The 18,282-nt window shown below is 44.7% G+C and carries 22 protein-coding genes and 2 tRNA genes; 19 read left to right on the forward strand and 5 right to left on the reverse strand.

Features of this window, described 5'->3' with window-relative positions:
• Positions 1-41: 41 nt before the first annotated feature.
• Positions 42-362, reverse strand: a complete 321-nt coding sequence (locus J2128_RS02485; protein WP_209689360.1) for an SWIM zinc finger family protein — start codon at positions 360-362, stop codon at positions 42-44.
• A 6-nt stretch (positions 363-368) separates the two neighbouring features.
• Entirely contained in the window at positions 369-1,076 is a 708-nt protein-coding gene (locus tag J2128_RS02490) for a Nif3-like dinuclear metal center hexameric protein (RefSeq protein ID WP_209689362.1), read from the reverse strand.
• A 94-nt stretch (positions 1,077-1,170) separates the two neighbouring features.
• Between J2128_RS02490 and J2128_RS02495 the strand changes: the two genes are divergently transcribed.
• From J2128_RS02495 to J2128_RS02505, 3 genes are read left to right on the forward strand one after another with little or no spacing between them, the layout of a single operon-like run.
• Positions 1,171-2,679, forward strand: a complete 1,509-nt coding sequence (locus J2128_RS02495) for a homocysteine biosynthesis protein (protein ID WP_209689364.1) — start codon at positions 1,171-1,173, stop codon at positions 2,677-2,679.
• Positions 2,676-3,062: a 4Fe-4S binding protein gene (locus J2128_RS02500; protein WP_209689366.1), complete on the forward strand. Its 387-nt coding sequence runs from the start codon at positions 2,676-2,678 to the stop codon at positions 3,060-3,062. Before J2128_RS02495 ends, J2128_RS02500 begins: the two co-directional genes overlap by 4 nt.
• 7 nt (positions 3,063-3,069) lie before the next feature.
• Entirely contained in the window at positions 3,070-3,777 is a 708-nt protein-coding gene (locus J2128_RS02505; RefSeq protein WP_209689369.1) for a UPF0280 family protein, read from the forward strand.
• 2 nt (positions 3,778-3,779) lie between these two features.
• Here the strand turns inward: J2128_RS02505 and J2128_RS02510 are convergent, their stop codons facing one another.
• Positions 3,780-4,184: a hypothetical protein gene (locus J2128_RS02510; protein ID WP_209689371.1), complete on the reverse strand. Its 405-nt coding sequence runs from the start codon at positions 4,182-4,184 to the stop codon at positions 3,780-3,782.
• Positions 4,185-4,263: 79 nt separating this feature from the next.
• On the opposite strand from J2128_RS02510, the gene J2128_RS02515 reads away from it, so the two are divergent.
• From J2128_RS02515 to J2128_RS02535, 5 genes are read left to right on the forward strand one after another with little or no spacing between them, the layout of a single operon-like run.
• On the forward strand, positions 4,264-4,566 hold the full coding sequence (locus J2128_RS02515; protein ID WP_209689373.1) for a hypothetical protein: 303 nt from the start codon (positions 4,264-4,266) through the stop codon (positions 4,564-4,566).
• On the forward strand, positions 4,566-5,087 hold the full coding sequence (locus tag J2128_RS02520; protein ID WP_209689375.1) for a tRNA (cytidine(56)-2'-O)-methyltransferase: 522 nt from the start codon (positions 4,566-4,568) through the stop codon (positions 5,085-5,087). The genes J2128_RS02515 and J2128_RS02520 overlap by 1 nt, the downstream gene beginning before the upstream one ends.
• Positions 5,084-6,169: an ATP-grasp domain-containing protein gene (locus tag J2128_RS02525; protein ID WP_209689377.1), complete on the forward strand. Its 1,086-nt coding sequence runs from the start codon at positions 5,084-5,086 to the stop codon at positions 6,167-6,169. The genes J2128_RS02520 and J2128_RS02525 overlap by 4 nt, the downstream gene beginning before the upstream one ends.
• A complete protein-coding gene (locus tag J2128_RS02530) occupies positions 6,163-6,684 on the forward strand; it encodes a transcription factor (RefSeq protein WP_209689379.1) in 522 nt (173 codons plus the stop codon). Before J2128_RS02525 ends, J2128_RS02530 begins: the two co-directional genes overlap by 7 nt.
• Positions 6,681-7,184 carry an HDIG domain-containing metalloprotein gene (locus tag J2128_RS02535; protein WP_209689382.1) on the forward strand — a complete coding sequence of 168 codons (504 nt, stop codon included), beginning with the start codon at positions 6,681-6,683 and terminating at the stop codon, positions 7,182-7,184. The genes J2128_RS02530 and J2128_RS02535 overlap by 4 nt, the downstream gene beginning before the upstream one ends.
• A 22-nt stretch (positions 7,185-7,206) precedes the next feature.
• On the opposite strand, the gene J2128_RS02540 is transcribed toward J2128_RS02535, so the two are convergent.
• Complete coding sequence (locus J2128_RS02540) at positions 7,207-7,707, reverse strand: regulator of amino acid metabolism, contains ACT domain protein (RefSeq protein ID WP_209689384.1); 501 nt, start codon at positions 7,705-7,707, stop codon at positions 7,207-7,209.
• A 235-nt stretch (positions 7,708-7,942) separates the two neighbouring features.
• Here J2128_RS02540 and J2128_RS02545 point away from each other — a divergent pair.
• Positions 7,943-8,027, forward strand: a tRNA-Leu gene (locus J2128_RS02545).
• 357 nt (positions 8,028-8,384) lie between these two features.
• On the opposite strand, the gene J2128_RS02550 is transcribed toward J2128_RS02545, so the two are convergent.
• Complete coding sequence (locus tag J2128_RS02550; protein ID WP_209689386.1) at positions 8,385-8,873, reverse strand: molybdenum cofactor biosynthesis protein B; 489 nt, start codon at positions 8,871-8,873, stop codon at positions 8,385-8,387.
• A 227-nt stretch (positions 8,874-9,100) separates the two neighbouring features.
• Between J2128_RS02550 and J2128_RS02555 the strand changes: the two genes are divergently transcribed.
• The 10 genes from J2128_RS02555 (at position 9,101) to J2128_RS02600 (ending at position 18,259) form a co-directional block, all read left to right on the forward strand.
• Positions 9,101-9,721: a hypothetical protein gene (locus J2128_RS02555; protein ID WP_209689388.1), complete on the forward strand. Its 621-nt coding sequence runs from the start codon at positions 9,101-9,103 to the stop codon at positions 9,719-9,721.
• A gap of 180 nt (positions 9,722-9,901) precedes the next feature.
• Positions 9,902-9,973 (forward strand) — tRNA-Arg (locus J2128_RS02560).
• 86 nt (positions 9,974-10,059) lie between these two features.
• Positions 10,060-10,347 (forward strand): hypothetical protein, encoded by a 288-nt coding sequence (locus J2128_RS02565; protein WP_209689390.1) that lies wholly within the window; start codon positions 10,060-10,062, stop codon positions 10,345-10,347.
• Positions 10,348-10,808: 461 nt separating this feature from the next.
• Positions 10,809-11,630 carry a nitrogenase iron protein gene (gene nifH / locus J2128_RS02570; RefSeq protein WP_209689391.1) on the forward strand — a complete coding sequence of 274 codons (822 nt, stop codon included), beginning with the start codon at positions 10,809-10,811 and terminating at the stop codon, positions 11,628-11,630.
• A gap of 26 nt (positions 11,631-11,656) precedes the next feature.
• A complete protein-coding gene (locus tag J2128_RS02575) occupies positions 11,657-11,983 on the forward strand; it encodes a P-II family nitrogen regulator (protein WP_209689393.1) in 327 nt (108 codons plus the stop codon).
• Positions 11,984-12,001: 18 nt separating this feature from the next.
• The gene (locus J2128_RS02580; RefSeq protein WP_209689395.1) at positions 12,002-12,421 is read left to right on the forward strand and encodes a P-II family nitrogen regulator; all 420 of its coding nucleotides are present in this window, start codon (positions 12,002-12,004) and stop codon (positions 12,419-12,421) included.
• A gap of 27 nt (positions 12,422-12,448) precedes the next feature.
• Entirely contained in the window at positions 12,449-14,080 is a 1,632-nt protein-coding gene (gene nifD, locus J2128_RS02585; protein WP_209689398.1) for a nitrogenase molybdenum-iron protein alpha chain, read from the forward strand.
• Positions 14,073-15,440: a nitrogenase component 1 gene (locus J2128_RS02590; RefSeq protein ID WP_209689400.1), complete on the forward strand. Its 1,368-nt coding sequence runs from the start codon at positions 14,073-14,075 to the stop codon at positions 15,438-15,440. The genes nifD and J2128_RS02590 overlap by 8 nt, the downstream gene beginning before the upstream one ends.
• Before the next feature lie 22 nt (positions 15,441-15,462).
• A complete protein-coding gene (nifE, locus tag J2128_RS02595) occupies positions 15,463-16,881 on the forward strand; it encodes a nitrogenase iron-molybdenum cofactor biosynthesis protein NifE (protein ID WP_209689401.1) in 1,419 nt (472 codons plus the stop codon).
• Positions 16,847-18,259 carry a nitrogenase component 1 gene (locus tag J2128_RS02600; RefSeq protein WP_245323277.1) on the forward strand — a complete coding sequence of 471 codons (1,413 nt, stop codon included), beginning with the start codon at positions 16,847-16,849 and terminating at the stop codon, positions 18,257-18,259. Before nifE ends, J2128_RS02600 begins: the two co-directional genes overlap by 35 nt.
• Positions 18,260-18,282 lie beyond the last annotated feature (23 nt).

Genomic DNA, 18,282 nt, shown 5'->3' on the forward strand with positions numbered 1-18,282 from the left:
ATCCTGAAATAGTATTAGTGTTTGCAATTTGTCGGATAATGCTATTTTACCCATTTATCCTGGTACCATTTGTTTATTTCCGTATACTCTTTTGTATACTTCGCGATTCTGACAGCAAGGATATGCCAGCACTCTTTTTGCCTGAAGGCAAAGTCATGGCATGTGCAGAAGTCATCCTCGACGACATATTCTCCTGAATTCCCTATAACAACAAAAAAATCGAGATATTTCAGGACCCTGTTTTCCCTGACTGCCGTTAACGCATTTTCGCCTTTTCTGCCGTATATAGATATGACTCTGTCCCAAAAATCCTTTTCACAGGTCTTTTTGTATTTAGTTGAGTCTTCTTCTGTACCAGGCATGATTTTTCACGGAATAGTTGTGAGAAGAGGTTTGTCTTCTATGTATGTCCATTTTTTATTCTCTGAAAGTCTTTTCATGCCGACTGATTCAAGCGCATAATGCGTGGACTCAATCAGGGGTAGTGATGATTCGAGAAAGACATTGTATTTCAGCTCGGCCGATATAAATGCATCAGCACCCGTCTCTTTTGCTTCGTTTATAAGTTCCAGGTCAAAGCCGCTTCCTCCTACAACCGCGATTATGTCGGTTTTTTTCAGGTCCCCGTAGATTCTGAGGTTTCCACCTAAAAGCTCTGATATTTCACTTATATCATGCCTGCATTCTCCGACCACTCCGAGGGACATCTTCTTTGTGTTTGTAAGACCCAGCAGTTCCGCAAGGGCATCGTTAATTCCTGATTCTGCATGGTCAAAATTGGTATGCATTGCAAAGATGTTCAGGTTACCTTCAAGTGCCTTTTTAAGGATTTTTCTGTCTCTTCCGGAAATCTTTGCGAGGGGGTCCCATATCGGCGGGTGGTGGACGACAAGAATATCAGCTTTCAGTGATATTGCTTCTGATACGGTATGCTCGGTCGCATCAAGAGCGCATGCAATTTTTTTGATTTCTCTGTTTCCCTCGACCGCAAGACCGATTCTTTTTTCATCGAAATCTTCGGCAATTTCAGGAGGCGCGATTTCGTTGAGTTCACTTATAAAATCTTCAATATCCATGTGAATATTATGGACAATGAGGCGGGATATAGTTTAATATTACCTCAAGTAATAATCAATACAAATAAATATTCACAGGTACAGACTCATAAACATGGAAAAGTCCATTGAAGAGATAAATACTAAGATAATAGACGGCTCTGCAAGAGTTGTCACGGCAGAGGAGATGCCTGACATAGTAGCCGAACTTGGTGAAGACGGTGCATTAAAGGAAGTGGACGTCGTTACGACAGGCACTTTCGGCGCTATGTGTTCATCGGGAGTCTTCTTCAATTTTGGACACTCAGATCCCCCTATAAGGATGGAGAAAGCATGGCTCAATGATGTGGAGGCTTATTCAGGTCTTGCAGCTGTAGATGCCTACCTCGGGGCGACACAGGAATCCGAAACAAGAGGAATAGAATACGGTGGTGCCCATGTACTTGAGGATTTGATTTCAGGAAAATCGGTTGAACTCAGGGCTTCATCTAAAGGAACTGACTGTTACCCCAGAAAAACCATTACAACCGAACTTCTCCTGGAAGACTTAAACCAGGCGACTATGTGCAACCCGAGAAATGCATACCAGAGATATGATGCGGCTATAAATTCCACAGACAGTCTTTTGCATACGTATATGGGAACTCTTCTCCCGGAGTTTGGAAACGTAAGCTATTCAGGTGCAGGGTGCCTGTCGCCACTTATAAACGACCCGAAACTTGAGATGATTGGAAGCGGGGTCCCGATATTTTTGTGCGGTGCAAAAGGAATGGTTATAGGTCAGGGGACGCAGACTTCACCTGCAAATCTTTTTGCAACTCTTATGACTACAGGCAACCTTAAGGAGATGTCACCGGATTTCCTGCGTGCAGCTTCTTTCACGGGATATGGCGTCTCAATATACCTCGGTGTAGGCGTCCCGATTCCCGTGACAAACCTGGATGTTGTAAGAAATACCGCAATTCGTGACGAAGATATAAAAACCTCAATAGTCGATTACGGTGTTCCGAGCAGAAACCGTCCCGGGGTTTTGGAGGTAAATTATAACCAACTTAAGAGCGGAACGGTTGAGCTGAACGGCGAGGAGATAAGGACTTCATCACTTTCAAGCTTTAAAAAGGCAAGGCAGGTGGCAGAAGAACTTAAGGGCTGGATCGAAAATGGTGAGATGACCCTATGTCTTCCCACGAGAAAATCAGATGCCTCAATCCGTGTAAGGCCCATGCATGAGTCGAAGAGGACACCATCCGTCAGGGAGATTATGAATACAAATGTCACATGTATAAGAGAAGAGGAGGACATCAAAACAGCTGCAAAACAGCTTCTCCGTGACGAAACGAATCACCTGCCGGTTATAAACAGCTCGGGAAAGGTTGTCGGCATTGTAACCACATACGATATCTCAAAGGCAGTCGTAAGGGAGACGAAAAAGAACAAGGTCTCAGAGATAATGTCAAAGAACATTGTTACGACGACCCCGGGTGAAGCAGTTGACATTGCAGCGATGAAGCTTGAGAAGAACAACATCAGCGCCCTCCCTGTCGTTGATGACGACATGCACCTGAAAGGTCTTTTAAATGCAATAGATCTTGGAAAGCTTTTCGGAAGGAGGTGGATGAAATGAAGCTTCTTGTAAGTTTTTCAAGAAAAAAAGGTTTTGAACCGCTTATTGCAAAGACGGTTATGGATACTCAGGTTTTAATCAACGTGGAAAGGGCCAATATAGAATCAATGTCAGGAGAAGTTTTAATTGATGTCCCTGATAAGGATGCACATAAGGTCTGCAAAAAATTAAGAGAGGCCGGTGCGGACGTTGAGAGACTTGACGAGTCGGTAAGGCGCGAGGAGGGAGAATGCGTCGACTGCGGTGAATGCATAAGCATATGTCCGCAGGAGGTCTTTTATTTTGACGAAGACTGGTCTATACAGATGAAAACCGACAACTGCGTTTTATGCGGCAAATGCATAACGTCGTGTCCCCACGGTGCACTCAGGCTTCTCCAGTAAATACGTTATGATAAGAGAATACTTCAGGTACAAATCCACGATAACCACAATTCTTGCCGGTTCGAAACTGCATGTTGATGCGGCGAAAGAGGCGATGATCTCGGCAAGGCAGGAGATCGAACGGACAATTCTTGATGAGCCGCTATTTTCCTCATCTTTTGAGCCCCTGCACATGAAGTCCTGTTCTGTTCCGGTCAAAAGAATGCTTAAGGCATCAGAGTCTGCCGGTACAGGGCCTATGGCCGCAGTTGCGGGAACTATTGCATGGAGCGGTGTTGAGGCGATGAAAGATGCAGGAGCAAAGTTTGCGGTCATAGATAACGGCGGTGACATCGCCTATATCTCGGACAGGGTTCTAAGGGTAGGACTTTACTCAGGCAACTCGTCATTAAGCAGAAAAATGGCTTTTATTCTGCTACCTTCTGAAGAAGTCTACGGTGTATGCACATCGTCTGCAACGGTAGGGCCATCAATATCATTCGGAAAAGCCGATTCGGTTACTGTATTTTCATCTGATGTTTCTCTTGCAGACGCATGGGCAACGTCGGCATGCAATGTGCTGAAAGCTGATGACAACAACGAACTTACTGAAAAAATTAAAAATACCGGTGTTGACGGTTTTTTTGGAGTAATCGGCGATGTCGTTGTAAAATGGGGTATTATTCCAAAAATTGCCTGTGCCGATGTTGATGAAAACCTTATCACGTCAGGATGATTTTACAGGAAATCTCCCTTGTCAAGGTAGTCAAGCATTTCTTTGTATGCGTCTTTGCCGGTAAGGCGTTTGTATATTGTATCACCGTCTGATATGTAGATTTCAGGGGTGCATCCGGAGATTTTAAAGAATATTTCCAGAATGTCGTATTCGTATATTAATATCCCCTTTTCGGAAAAAGCCGATGTTGCAGGCTCAAGGAGCAGTCTGTCTTCTATAATTTCTTTTGGTTCTGTCCTGAAGAAGTAGTAAAAAACCTGGTATGCATTTAAAAAATCTGAATTTATGAGCTCTTTACGTATATCCGGGTTTAAATCATCGAGAATGCCCAAAAGTTTCTCAGGGTCTTCTTCAGCAACACTTAGTATCTGATCGGCAAGTTTTGCCAGTTCAAGGTAGTCTGTCACCTTTAAAATCCACTCCTGCCAGAACTATTGTCTGTTTTGTAAAAAAATATATTGTATATTCGGGAAAAATCTAGAAGACATGCGGGAAGAGGATTTGGACTGGAAAATCTACCATATTATAGCATACAGGGAAAATATCCCGATAAATGAACTGAAAAAGGTCAGCGGGGCCGGGGAAGCTGACCTTTTCGGGTCAGTCGAAAGGCTGGTGAAAAACTGTCTTATAGAGAAAGACGATGAAAAAGTCAGGGTTCTTTCACTCCCGGAGACTATTATGAAGAACAATCTTTGTTGCCTTTTGAAAAATGATGATTCCGAAAGTCCGGTGATCATTGAAAACGGTGTTATAAAATCAAATCCAAATTATACCGAGAAAATCTGATGAAAGAAGTCTGTGTTTTAAGAATAGGCCACCGTCCCGAACGTGATCAGCGGGTTACGACACATGTCGGACTTACTGCGAGGGCTCTTGGTGCAAAGGGAATGTATCTTGCCTCCGATGACAAAGGCATAAAGAGGTCAATAGATGATGTTGCACAACGCTGGGGAGGAAATTTTTTTGTTGAGGACAATATATCCTGGAAAAAGTGCATCCGTGAATGGAAAGATGAAGGCGGAACTGTCGTTCACCTGACGATGTACGGGTTAAGGCTTACGGATGTAGAGGAGAGTATCCGCGAAAAAGAGAAAATTCTCGTTGTTGTCGGCGCGGAGAAGGTTCCGGGAGACATGTATGAGCTTGCAGACTACAACGTATCGGTTACGACGCAGCCACACTCCGAGATTTCAAGCCTTGCGCTTTTTATGGACCACCTGTTTGAAGGAAAAACGCTGAACCTTGATTTTTCAGAACCTGAAATTAAAATAATCCCGTGCGAACATGGCAAGAGGTTTGAGAGTTGAGCGGGGTCCTTGTTGCAGGTTTTGCCACCCGTCATGTCGTCTGTTCTGCTTATAACGCCGGTTATAGGGTTTATGCCATAGACAGTTTCTGTGACCAGGACTTAAGACGTGCAACAGAATACTGCAGAACTTTTGAAGAACTTGCTGAGATCCCGGGAATCGTCGAGGAGCTTGACAAAAAGGAGGACTTTGACTTCATTGTTACAACATCCGGTGCGGAGAACCTTGAGTTTACAAAGAAGGTCTGCGGGACGGACCCGAAGACCGCATCCTGCTTTCTTAATAAGAAAAGTATCCAGGATTTTTTTGAATCAAACAGTATACCTGCACCTGTAATTGCAGAAAATGGGCAATATCCCGCAATTTTAAAGCCGTGCACCGGGGCGGGGGGATGGAGAAACCAGAAGGTCTCAAATTTGCAGGAAGAAGAGGAATGGGTTTCTTTGTGGCCTGATGAACCTTATATCAGGCAGGAGATAGCAGAAGGCATCCCATGCAGTGTTTCCTGTATCTCGGACGGGAAAAAGGCTGTTGCAGTGTCTTTTAACGAACAGTTCATAAGAGGCGGCAGCGGTGAGAAGCATTATGGTTTTGCAGGTGCAGTTACGCCTTTTACCCACCCGTTTGAGGATGAGATAATCAATACGGCTGAAAAAGCGGTTTCCCTGAGCGGGTGCAAAGGCTCGGTAGGAGTTGATTTCATTGCCTCCGAAAACGGATTTTGCGCAGTTGAGATAAACCCGCGTTTTCAGGCTACAATGGACATAGTGGAGAAATCATACGGCATAAACCTGTTTTCCATGCATATAAATGCGTGCAGGGGAGTGCTTCCAAAAAGCTGCGTAAAAAGTCCACTGCAATACACGGCGAGAAAAGTGATTTTTGCGGACTGCGACATTGTGGTGAAAGACGACCTTTCCGGGTTATGTCCGCGTATTGCCGACGTTCCGTGTAAGGGGACGCTTATAGATGAAGGAAGTGCGGTCCTCAGTGTATACGGTGAAGGGCCGTCAAGAAGTGATGCCCTTGGTTCACTGGATAAAACTATAAAAGACATTGGCAGATATATAAGCAGATGGTAGCTCCAGATGAAGTATTAAAAAATGAGGCTGTCAGGGCTTATATTCTCCGAATGATCGGTGAAGAGGGCATGGAACTGATAGAAAAGTTCCCGCCGGAGGGTGAATATAGTGATGAAGATCTTGCTGAGGTCACCCAGATTAATCTGAATACCGTCAGGCACACACTTTATACCCTTTACGGGAAAAGACTCGCAGAATACAGGCGCATAAAAAACGCAGAGACGGGATGGCTTACTTATCTGTGGGTTTTAAAGCTTGAGAACATGAACAGCTGCCTTTACGAGGATATAGATTCTGTTCTTGAGATCCTTGAAGCGCGTGAGAAATACGAGACTATGAATGATTTCTATATCTGCCAGAAGTGTGGTCTGCGCTATACTTTCGACGAAGCTTTGAACAGGGATTTTGTGTGCCAGAACTGCAACGAGAAGATGGAACACTTTGACAATGAGCTTCTTGCCGAAGCCCTTAAAAGCCGCGTGGATAAAATAAAGGAAAATATGGGGCGCGTTTGAATACGGACTCCGACTGCTTCGCGCTTTTAAGAGAGGCCGGGTGCGAGGAGAAGGTCATAGAACACTGTATTGCAGTAAGAGACCTTTCGGTTGTCTATGCTGTTAACGCAGGAGCCGATGTGGGTCTTGTGAATGCAGGGGCCCTTCTTCACGACATAGGCCGCTCTAAAAGCCATGCAATAGATCACGGCCAAATTGGAGCCATGATGTGCCGTAAGATGGGACTTCCCGAAAAACTGTGTCTCATCATTGAAAGACATGTGGGTGCAGGTCTTTCTGCTGAAGAGTGCAGAGAGATGGGACTTGTACAGAAAGACTGTATTCCGTTATCGCTTGAAGAAAAGATTGTTGCACATTGCGACAACCTTATCAAAGGGAAAACTGAAATTTCGGTTGAAGAAAGACTGAAACTTTCGCAGTCCTCAGGACACAGCCAGAAGTCTATAGAAAGACTTTTGGCCCTTTGCGATGAAATTGAGAAATACCGCGTGAAAAAATAAGATTTCCTGATATAACTTTTTTTTAAATTATTATCTGCCGGACCTGCGGCAGTTTTTTAAGCTCTTCGTATACAGATGAAGGAGGGTTTTTTTCAACGATAATAACAAGTCTTGGGTCTTCTGAAAGCTGCGAGTCCGTAACGAATATCTGTCTTATAGAAAGGTCGTATTTTGTCAGGACTTCTACGGCGGCGCCTACAATTCCTTTCTGGCCTGCATCTTTGGGATATATTGTAATTACCGAGAGATCCAGGTGTTCTGCAACATTTGAAAGGTCAGGTGTTGCGCGAAGGTTTAAAAATATTTCACGAATGGAAGGTGTCGACAGTATTCTTTTTGCAGTTGCATCAACGACTCTTCTGTCAGTTTTTGTAATCCTGCCTATGTGTGTTGCCGGAATCTCTATTCCGTTGCATATTATGCGTCCTGTCTCGTTTACTCCAAAACCGTTTTCCAGAAGATACTTTACAATTAATGTCTGTGACGGAGAGTCTGAAAATTCACTCAGTATCGAAGCCCACATGAAAGATAATTTGCATTTATAATAATATAAACACTGATCTTGGGAAAGGATGTTTTTGGGGCCCGGTTTTTCTAAATTTGTAATGCCTGATACCGGCAGGGTTTAAGAAAAATGTTTCATTGAAAAATAGTTCTGATATTATTTTTATGCCTTATTCTCCTGTTAATACTCTTATTTTCCGTTCAAAATCGGAAGCTATTTTAGTCTAAACATCGTTCTTATTAGGGTAACACAGGCGAGGGTTGCCGAGCCAGGTCAAAGGCGCAAGGTTGAGGGCCTTGTTACGTAGGTATTCGAGGGTTCGAATCCCTTCCCTCGCATTTTTCGTTTTGTTTATTGTGATTTAAAGTTTTAATCCAGAGCTTTAGATGACTTCTTTTAAACAGGGTGTTTTCAGGACCGAAAATCCTTGGGATTTACAGGGTTTTATGGTATTTAACTGCCTGAATTTTTTGAAGTGCTCTTTACGTTGCAGTTATAAAAAACTGGATTTAAAAAAGCGCACAGGTATGTTTTAAGTGTGCTTTTTTTGGAAAAGTGAATTATATGCAGGCTTTCTTTTTGAAGTGCTTTATTAAAAAAATATTATGGTCTTCCGGCAGGCCGGATTTTTCAGGTCTTTGTCCGGGATATTCTTTGCAAAATGCTGATTCACCTGTAATTGCCGGGAAGGGGAATTATTTTCCCGCATGGGTAAGGACATGTTTTATCTCAGGGATTATAATGTCGTTCATTGCAAGTTTTACGGCGCCTGTTGAGCCGGGAATGCAGAAAACAGCTTTTTTACTGATAATCCCCGCCGATGCCCTTGAAAGGAGTGAGCGTGTTCCTATTTCTTCGTAGCTTTTCAGCCTGAATATCTCGCCGAAACCGTCGATTTTTTTGTCAAATAATGGTTCGACAGCTTCTATTGTCACATCGTCATGTGTAAGGCCCGTTCCTCCTGATATGACAATACAGTTTGAAACTTTGAGGGCTTCTGTACATACTTTTTGAATTTGCGGTTCTGAATCCGGGATAATTGTATAAAAATCCACATTAATGCCGTTTTTACGGAATATGGTTTTGATCTCTTTTCCGCTTTCGTCACTGGATTCATTTCTTGTGGATGATACTGTAATAATTCCCGCCCTGATCTTGATATCCTGAATATGGCTTGAGTCCATGATAAATAATTATTCTTTATGCTCAAAACTATTGCTCTTTTATGTAGTTGTTTAACCTGCCTGTTTTTTTAACCGGTTCGCATTTTCGGGAAAAATATTAAAATTTGCCTGCTTAATTATTGAAAAGTTTCATTAAATTCTCTAAAATATCAAAAATTAAATATTTGTTGTGCAAATGTAATGTAAGAATGAAATATAAAACTGGTCTGATCTTTGGTTTATTGATTTTGGTTATAATATCTGCGGGATGCGCCAAAATGCCCCAGGAGTCTTCCTCTTCTTCCGGCAATTCAGCCGATACCAGTACGGGGTCAGCATCTGTTTCAGCAGGGACTGCCACTACAGAGCCTGTGGTTTCGTTTTCAACAACATTTCCCACTCCCACTGATAAGCAGGGGCCGACATTTAGTGTTCCGCCTCCTGATAGTGTTAAACCGGAGGATAATCTTTCTGTTATTTATCAGGAGACTGTAAAGTTAAATTATAGCGTAATATCGTTTGATTATTATCTGAAGTACCCCCCTATGGTATTTTATTACTCGGCTGAAGTCCCTGTTGTCTCACGCACGAAGACGGGAACAAGCCAGTTTGGAGGCAAGGATGATTATTCATACAGCAGCGAGGTTCCAAATCCTCTCGCAAATTACAGGGTGACAGTATATAACAGGGATAACGGAGAGGTTGTCAGGGATTATGATATCGAAAGGTTCAATGACAAGTCCGAAAAGGGGGACTTTAAAATCCTTGAAGGCGGCGATTATCACATAGAGATTACAGGAAATCTTGCTACTGTAAATACAACTGTAAGGGTGCCCCTGGAAAACCTGAATACTGATAATCAGCAGTGAACATTGAAAAACAGGACATTCAAAATTTTTTCCGGGATAACAGTTTCAGCTTTATCTGTGAATATCATCCCGTTTGGCCCGGTTTTGTCTGATTACCTGTCAAAACAAATTGAGCAGGTATATATGTAAGTAAATCTTATTTATTTAGGCACAGATTACTAAGTTTCTCTGCTGCAGCAGGTCCCGGTAGGGTAGTGGATATCCTAGAAGCCTGCGGAGCTTTTGACCCGGGTTCGAGTCCCGGCCGGGGCGTATTTATTTAAGTCCGGTTTCTTTTTTTATATCAATAAAGTTTCTTTCTGATTATAATCTGTAGAATAAGTTATTATTCTCATAATATGATATCTGTGGGTATTGCTATGGCCTCTTTTAAAAAAGCGTCTGAAATCCATGAAATGGATAAGAGGGCTTTTGTACCTGAGATTAAAGATGTCCTGATAAGACATATCAAAAGTTTTGGAAGACCTGTTACAGTTACGAGTGCTATTGTTGAACTCAACAAAAACGGCCTTAACCCGTCAAGGTCAGTTGTGCGCAGGCACCTGGACGAACTGGCCGAATCGGGATTTCTTGACGTAAGTTTAAACGGGAATGTCTATGAATACAGGATAAAAAGAAAAGTATGATTATTGCCTGCCGCGGTAACAGATGTTGTGTTCTGTGGCGGGAATTTGAATTGATCATTTGTCAATCATTTCAGCTGTTATTTCTACATTTATGGCATATTTATTGTCTCAATACAAGAGCTATGGAAATATATTTCCCATGTATTTCATTTTATCGGGGCGGAAATCCAAAAAAAAGCTTTAAAATTTCTGATTTTTTGGGGACATTTTCTGTTAACATAACATCATGTGTGCCTATGATAAATATACGGGCATTCCGCGGAATTTTTTGAATTTAATCTGATATCCTTTAGTTTATTATTTATAATCATTTGTCATCGAATTTATTGTAAAGTTAAATGAATGATATTTACGCCTTACAAATATATTTATATGAGGTATAGGAAAGTATATTCCATAATAATTAAATAGTAATTTGTGGATTTCTATTTGTAGAAAGGAAAAAAGTTGGTGTAGACATAATGCGACAAATAGCAATTTACGGAAAGGGTGGTATTGGAAAGTCAACTACCACGCAGAACACAGTAGCAGCACTTGCAGAAGCCGGAAAGAAGATTATGGTGGTCGGCTGTGATCCAAAAGCCGATTCGACAAGACTTCTGCTTCACGGCCTGTGCCAGAAGACAGTACTGGACACACTCCGGGATGAGGGAGACGACATTGAACTTGATGAGGTCTTAAAACCCGGGTTTGGTGGTACACGCTGTGTTGAATCAGGCGGTCCTGAGCCAGGTGTCGGGTGTGCAGGAAGGGGTATTATCACTTCAATTAACCTGCTGGAATCACTTGACGCCTACACGGATGACCTGGACTATGTGTTCTACGATGTCCTTGGTGATGTGGTATGCGGAGGATTTGCAATGCCAATCCGCGAGGGAAAAGCACAGGAGATATACATTGTCGCATCAGGTGAACTGATGGCCCTGTATGCTGCAAACAACATCTCCAAGGGTATTCAGAAATATGCCGAGACAGGCGGTGTAAGACTTGGAGGTATAATCTGCAACAGTCGTATGGTTGACCACGAGTACGAGCTTTTGAAATCATTTGCAGAGGAAATCGGTTCCCAGCTGATATACTTCGTGCCACGTGACAATCTGGTCCAGAGGGCAGAGATTAACAAGAAGACCGTTGTGGACTTTGATCCCGAGTCAAACCAGGCCAACGAGTACAGGCAGCTTGCAAAGGCAATAAATGACAATAAACTGTTCGTCAAACCAAAGCCAATGACCCAGGACAGGCTTGAGGAACTGATGATGGAACACGGGTTCCTTGGACTGTAAATTTTCAATTTAGGATGTGATGACAAATGCTGTTTGTAAGAGCAATTATCAGACCCGAAAAAAAGGACGAAGTGCTGGGAAAACTTTCAGCCGAAGGTTTTCATGCAGCAACTATCGTCGATGTAGTAGGCCGCGGTAAACAGAAAGGAATCAAAATGGGTGATGTCTATTACGACGAAATTCCAAAGACCCTTATTCTGGTGGCCATAGAGGATGCAGATAAGGACAAAATCGTAGATATAATCCTTAAATGCGGGAAAACCGGAGAGAAAGGAAACTTCGGTGACGGTAAAATTTTCATAAGTCCTGTTGAGGAAGCCTATACAATTTCCAAAGGGATCAAAGGTCTGTGATAGGAGGCGGCTTTTGCGATGAAAGAAATTATGGCTATAGTCCGGATTAAAAGAACGGGTGCCACAAAAAAAGCCCTCGTAAGTGCAGGTGTTGCCGGTTTCACCGCAATGAAAGTCATGGGCCGCGGTAAACTGGTGAAAGACGAGGAAGTCATCATGCCATGCAAGGACAAACTTATGAAAATGGCCACAGATGACGTCACAGACAAAAAGGAGTCTGAAGAAGAGGTTGTTACGTTTCTTGACGATACCAGGCTTTTTCCGAGAAGACTCTTCACGATACTTGCCTACGACGAGGATGTACCACGTATAGTTAAAGCGATTATAGAGGCGAACCAGACAAAACGCGGCGCCGGAGACGGAAAGATATTCGTAACACATGTGACCGACGCAGTCCGTGTCCGTACAGGAGAATCAGGAGATGCCGCAATCTGGTAACTTAGCGTTACCTGGAGAACAAGAAAGATGACAGTTACAGAATCAGAGATCGAAGACGTGATGGCCACATATCCGCCTAAGGTGTTAAAAAACAGAAAAAAACACCTTGTACTTAAAACGGATGACTGTGCTGCCTCGTGTCCCCAGATCGAAGCAAATACGCGTACTGTTCCGGGTATCATATCCCAGAGAGGATGCTGTTATGCAGGCTGTAAGGGTGTGGTTGTAGGTCCCATAAAGGATATGGTCTCAATAACTCACGGTCCTATCGGCTGCGGTTATTACAGTTGGGGAACACGGAGAAACAAGGCAAGAGCGGATGACAAAACACCCCCCGAGCAGATATACACGGCGATGTGCTTTTCGACCGATATGCAGGAGAGCGACATTGTTTTCGGCGGAGAGAAAAAGCTTGCCAGGATGATAGACGAAGTTGTCGAGGCGTTTCATCCAAGGGCCATAAATATCTGCTCCACCTGTCCAATCGGGCTTATAGGCGATGACCTCAACGCTGTTGCAAAGGCAGCCGAAGAGAAGTATGGTATTACTGTAATTCCCTACAACTGCGAAGGCTACAAAGGGGTAAGCCAGTCATCAGGCCACCACATAGCCAACAACCAGATAATGGACAAGATTATAGGGACAGGCACGGATGAGCTGAAAGGCAAATATATCCTGAATATCCTCGGCGAGTACAACATCGGCGGAGACGGATGGGAGATAGAGCGTATCCTCGGAGATATAGGTTACACCGTAAATTCCATTCTCACCGGAGACTCCGCCTACGTGAATATAAAAAACCTTCACAAAGCCCACCTGAACCTTGTCCAGTGCCACCGCTCCATCAACTACATAGCAGAGATGATGGAGACAAAATACGGAATACCGTGGATGAAATGTAATTTCATCGGTGTTGAGGCTACAATCGACTCTCTCAGAAAACTTGCCGAAAGTTTCGGTGACGAAGAGCTTATGGCAAGGACTGAAGTCGTAATCGAACGTGAAATTGCAAGAATTACACCCGCCCTGGACCAGTACCGAAAGATTTGTAAGGGCAAGACCGCCTTTGCATTCGTCGGAGGTTCAAGGAGCCACCATTACCAGTACCTCCTAAGGGACCTCGGGATGGAAGTTGTCGTTGCAGGATACGAGTTCGCCCACCGTGACGACTATGAAGGCCGCCAGGTAATCCCGACAATCAAAAGTGATGCGGATTCAAAGAACATCCCGGAGCTTCATATTGAGCCCGACCCGGAGATGTACGAAGAACCGTACCTGCACCTGAACCTTTCAAAGGAAAAGTATGACCAGATGGTAAAGGAAGGTCATTTCGGGTACTATGAAGGTATGTACCCGGTTATGAAGGACGGGACTGTGATGGTTGACGACTGCAACCATTATGAAACCGAGGAGCTACTGGAGATGTTTCACCCTGACCTGATATTCTCGGGAGTAAGGGACAAGTACATATCCCACAAGATGGGTGTCCCGTCAAAACAGCTGCATTCGTATGACTACAGCGGACCTTACGCAGGGTTTAACGGTGCCCTGATATTTGCAAAAGACGTTGCGCATGCACTTACGACACCTGCATGGAAGATGATCACCCCGCCGTGGGAAAAAGAGACTGAGAAGAAAGAAGGTGATAACAATGCTTGACTGTGTCCCTGATAAACCGGTTGCACATACCGCAGGAAAAATCAATCCGATTAAAGCATGCCAGCCGCTTGGTGCAATGTATGCGGCTCTCGGGATACACGGGTGCCTCCCTCACAGCCACGGCTCGCAGGGGTGCTGTGCATATCACAGGATGGCTTTAACACGTCATTTCCGTGACCCGGCAATGGCATCCTCGAGTTCCTTTACGGAAGGTGCATCAGTGTTCGGAGGAGGTTCCAACCTGAAGACGGCAATAAAGAACATCTTCCAGATTTACAACCCGGATATAATTGCAGTCCACACTACCTGTCTCAGCGAGACAATCGGAGATGATATCCCGACTATAATAAAGCAGTCCGAGATCCCTGAAGGAAAATATGTAATCCACTGCAATACCCCGAGTTACAAGGGTTCGCATATAACAGGGTTTTCAAACATGTGCAAGGGCATGGTATCATACCTTGCCGGGTCAGACGGAAGCGAAAAGAAAAGAAGAGTCAACATATTCCCGGGATTTATAAATCCCGGAGATATGAGGGAGATTAAGCGTATCGTATCGGAACTGGGTGTTTCCTATATAATGTACCCTGATACGACAGGTGTCATGGACTCCCCGATTCTTCCGAAATACGAGATGTTTCCGAAGGGCGGAGCAAAAATAGAGGATATCATAGACTCGGGAAACTCGCAGGCGACCCTTGCACTCGGTTCCTGGGCTTCTGATGAACCTGCCGCATTGCTCCAGGAAAAGTGTAAGGTAAAGGGAATTCCGCTTAAGCTTCCGATTGGAGTTAAGGCAACCGATGACATGATAATGGCGATAAAAAACGAGTTCGGAGTTGAGGTTCCGGAATCCCTTGACATTGAAAGGGGACAGGTCCTTGACACTCTTATAGACACCCATTTCCATTACCAGGGAAAGACGGTTGCGTTATTCGGAGACCCGGACCATGTCATAGCAATGACCGAGTTTCTGATTACAATGGGAATGGTCCCGAAGTATGTCCTTACAGGGACGCCGGGCTCCAAATTTGAAAAGATTATCAACGGAATGCTTGAAGATGCAGGAATAGAGGGAAGCAAAGTCAGGGCTGAAGGAGACCTCTTTGATCTCCAGCAGTGGATAAAGGAGGAGTCGGTTGACCTTCTGATTGGAAACTCCCACGGCAAGTACATTGCAAGGGCCGAGGACCTTCCGTTTGTAAGGTTCGGGTTCCCGATAATGGACCGTGCTGTTCACCCCCTTATGCCTGTCACCGGCTACAGGGGATGCCTGCGTCTGATAGAGATGATAAGCGATGCACTGCTTGACCGCCGCGACCGCGACTGTCTGGACGAAGACTACGAACTTGTATTGTAAGATTTAAAGGAAGGTGATTGATATGGAGAATACTTGTCCTCTGATATCCGAAACGGACGCTGCACTGATTACCGACAGGCAGAGTTCGATAATGACTGCAGGAAACAACAAGAAAAGCATAAGCTGTGATGTTGACAGCCTGGCGGGTTCGGTAAGCCAGAGGGCATGTGTTTTCTCCGGTGCAAGGGTTGTGCTTAACCCTGTCACAGATGCAGTGCACCTGGTCCACGGGCCTATCGGATGTGCGTCCTATACGTATGATATACGCGGAAGCCTTTCAAGCGGCCCGAATATGTACAGAAGAAATTTCTCAACCGATATGAAGGAGAAGGACGTCATATTCGGGGGAGAAACAAAGCTGATTGCATGTATCGACGAGATTGTTGAAAAGTACAGCCCTCCTGCAATATTTGTATATGCAACATGTGTTGCGGGTATGATAGGAGACGATATAGTTGCAGTCTGCAGGGGAGCTTCAGAGAGGTATGGAATCGATATAATCCCTGTCGAGTCCAGCGGCTTTCTTTCGGGCAACAAGATTATAGGATACCGTGCGGCGGCAGAGGCACTTCTGAAGCTTATAACTCCTAAAGACGGCGAAGTTGTTGAAAAGACCAGAAAACTGAATTACCTGGGCGAATACAACCTCGGCGGAGAGAAATGGGTTGTTGAACGCTATCTCAAAGAGATTGGAATAGGGATAAATGTTGCTTTCACCGGGGATTCAACAGTCGCCAAACTTAAGAAAGCACCCGGTGCATGTCTCAACCTTGTCCAGTGCACGGGCTCGATGCACTGGCTTGCCGGTATGCTTGAGGAGAAGTTTGACATCCCGTATATGGACGTGAACTTCTTCGGCTCGCAGAACACCATCGAGAGCCTGAGAAAGATTGCGGCCTTCTATGACGACCCCGGGATATACGCCAGGACAGAGGCGCTTATCGAGAGGGAGATGAAGGCTGTAACACCTGTAATCGAGAAGTACAAAAAGAAGCTTACCGGGAAGAGGGCCGCAATATACGTTGGCGGCGCTTTCAAGGCCCTTGCAATCATCCGCCAGCTAAAAGAACTGGGAATGGAGATTGTTTTCACCGGAACCCAGACCGGGAAGAAAGAGGACTACGAAGAGATAGGAAATCTTCTCAACGAGGGATCGATAATTGTCGATGATGCAAATCCTGCTGAGATAGAGAAGTTTCTTATTGAAAAGAAGGTCGATGTCATGGCAGGCGGGGTCAAGGAGCGTTTCCTTGCATATAAGCTGGGAGTCGGCTTTATTGACCACAACCATGACAGAAAAGACGGTCTTATCGGATTCGAGGGAGCCGTCAAATTTATACGTGAGGTCTACGTGACGACGTGCTCGCCGGTCTGGAAATACATGAAAGAAGGTTTAAAGGAGGAAGATGATGACAGAAACAGTCAGCAAGACGACAGTTAAGCAGGTCAACGAGAACCAGTGCCATATGTGCATGCCTCTCGGAGGTGTTGTCGCTTTTAAGGGCATAGAAAACACTATGGTCCTTGTGCACGGTTCACAGGGGTGCAGCACATACATGCGTCTTGCAAACGTAGAGCATTATCATGAGCCTATCGACGTCGCTTCCTCCTCTCTTAACGAAAAGCAGACTATTTACGGCGGGGAAAAAAATCTCCGCAAGGGCCTTGACAATGTAAGAAAGGTGTACAATCCCAAAGTCATAGGTGTTGTTACTACCTGTCTTGCAGAGACTATGGGCGAAGACTTAAACAGAATGATTGCCGCGTACAAGCTGGACAACAACCTTGATGACGTCGATATAATTCCGGTCTCGACTCCAAGCTACACCAATAGTCATTCGGAAGGGTTCTGGTCAGCGACGCGTGCAGTCATAGAGTATTATGCAAAGCCCTGCGAACAGCACAACAGGATAAACGTGATAATAACCCATATAAGTGCAGCAGATATCCGCGAATTAAAGAGGATTCTTGATGTGTGGGGCTTTGAATACACGCTTATACCCGACTATTCCATGACCATAGACCGTCCGTTCACAGGCAAGTATAAAAAGATCGGTGCCGGCGGGACAAATACGGGCGATATCTCGCGTATGCCTGGTGCTCCTGTGACTATTCAGTTCGGGAGGACCTGTGAGGACAAGATGTCTCCAGGTCTGTACCTGAAGGAAAAGTTCGGTGTGCCCCTGGTAAACCTGCCGCTTCCTATAGGAGTGGAAAACACCGACCTTCTTATGAAGGCTCTTGGGGAGATTGCAGGAAAGTCCATGCCAAAGTCAATTAAGAACGAACGCGGGTGGCTAATCGACGCTATGGCCGACTCACACAAATACAATGCGTCGGCAAGGCCACTGATTTACGGTGAGCCTGAGCTTATATACGGCTATACCTGCATGTGCATGGAGAACGGTTCATACCCTGCCGTAATCGCTACGGGTTCACAGAGTTCGCTTGTCAGCGGTATGCTTGAAGAGGTCCTTGTGAACTCGGACGAAGAGGCTGTAATAATCGAGGATGCAGACTTTGCAACGATTGAGGATGCCGTATTAAAGGCAGGTTCAAACCTTGCAATCGGTCATTCCGGCGGCAAGTTCCTTACCGAGAATTACGGTATTCCCATAGTCCGTGCGGGTTTTCCGATTCATGACAGGGTCGGAGGGCAGAGGATTCTGTCTGTAGGCTATGCGGGGACACTCGCATTTCTCGACAGGTTTACGAATACCATCCTTGAGAGAAAACTCAGCACATACCGTGAAGCAAGAAAGACCGAGCTTTTGTCAAAGCTTGAGTCGGTACCAGACAAAAGCTGTGTGATGGAATAGACTTTGTTTATTCCAATTTATTT

Source organism: Methanomicrobium sp. W14, assembly GCF_017875315.1.
In the GTDB taxonomy this organism is placed as follows: domain Archaea; phylum Halobacteriota; class Methanomicrobia; order Methanomicrobiales; family Methanomicrobiaceae; genus Methanomicrobium.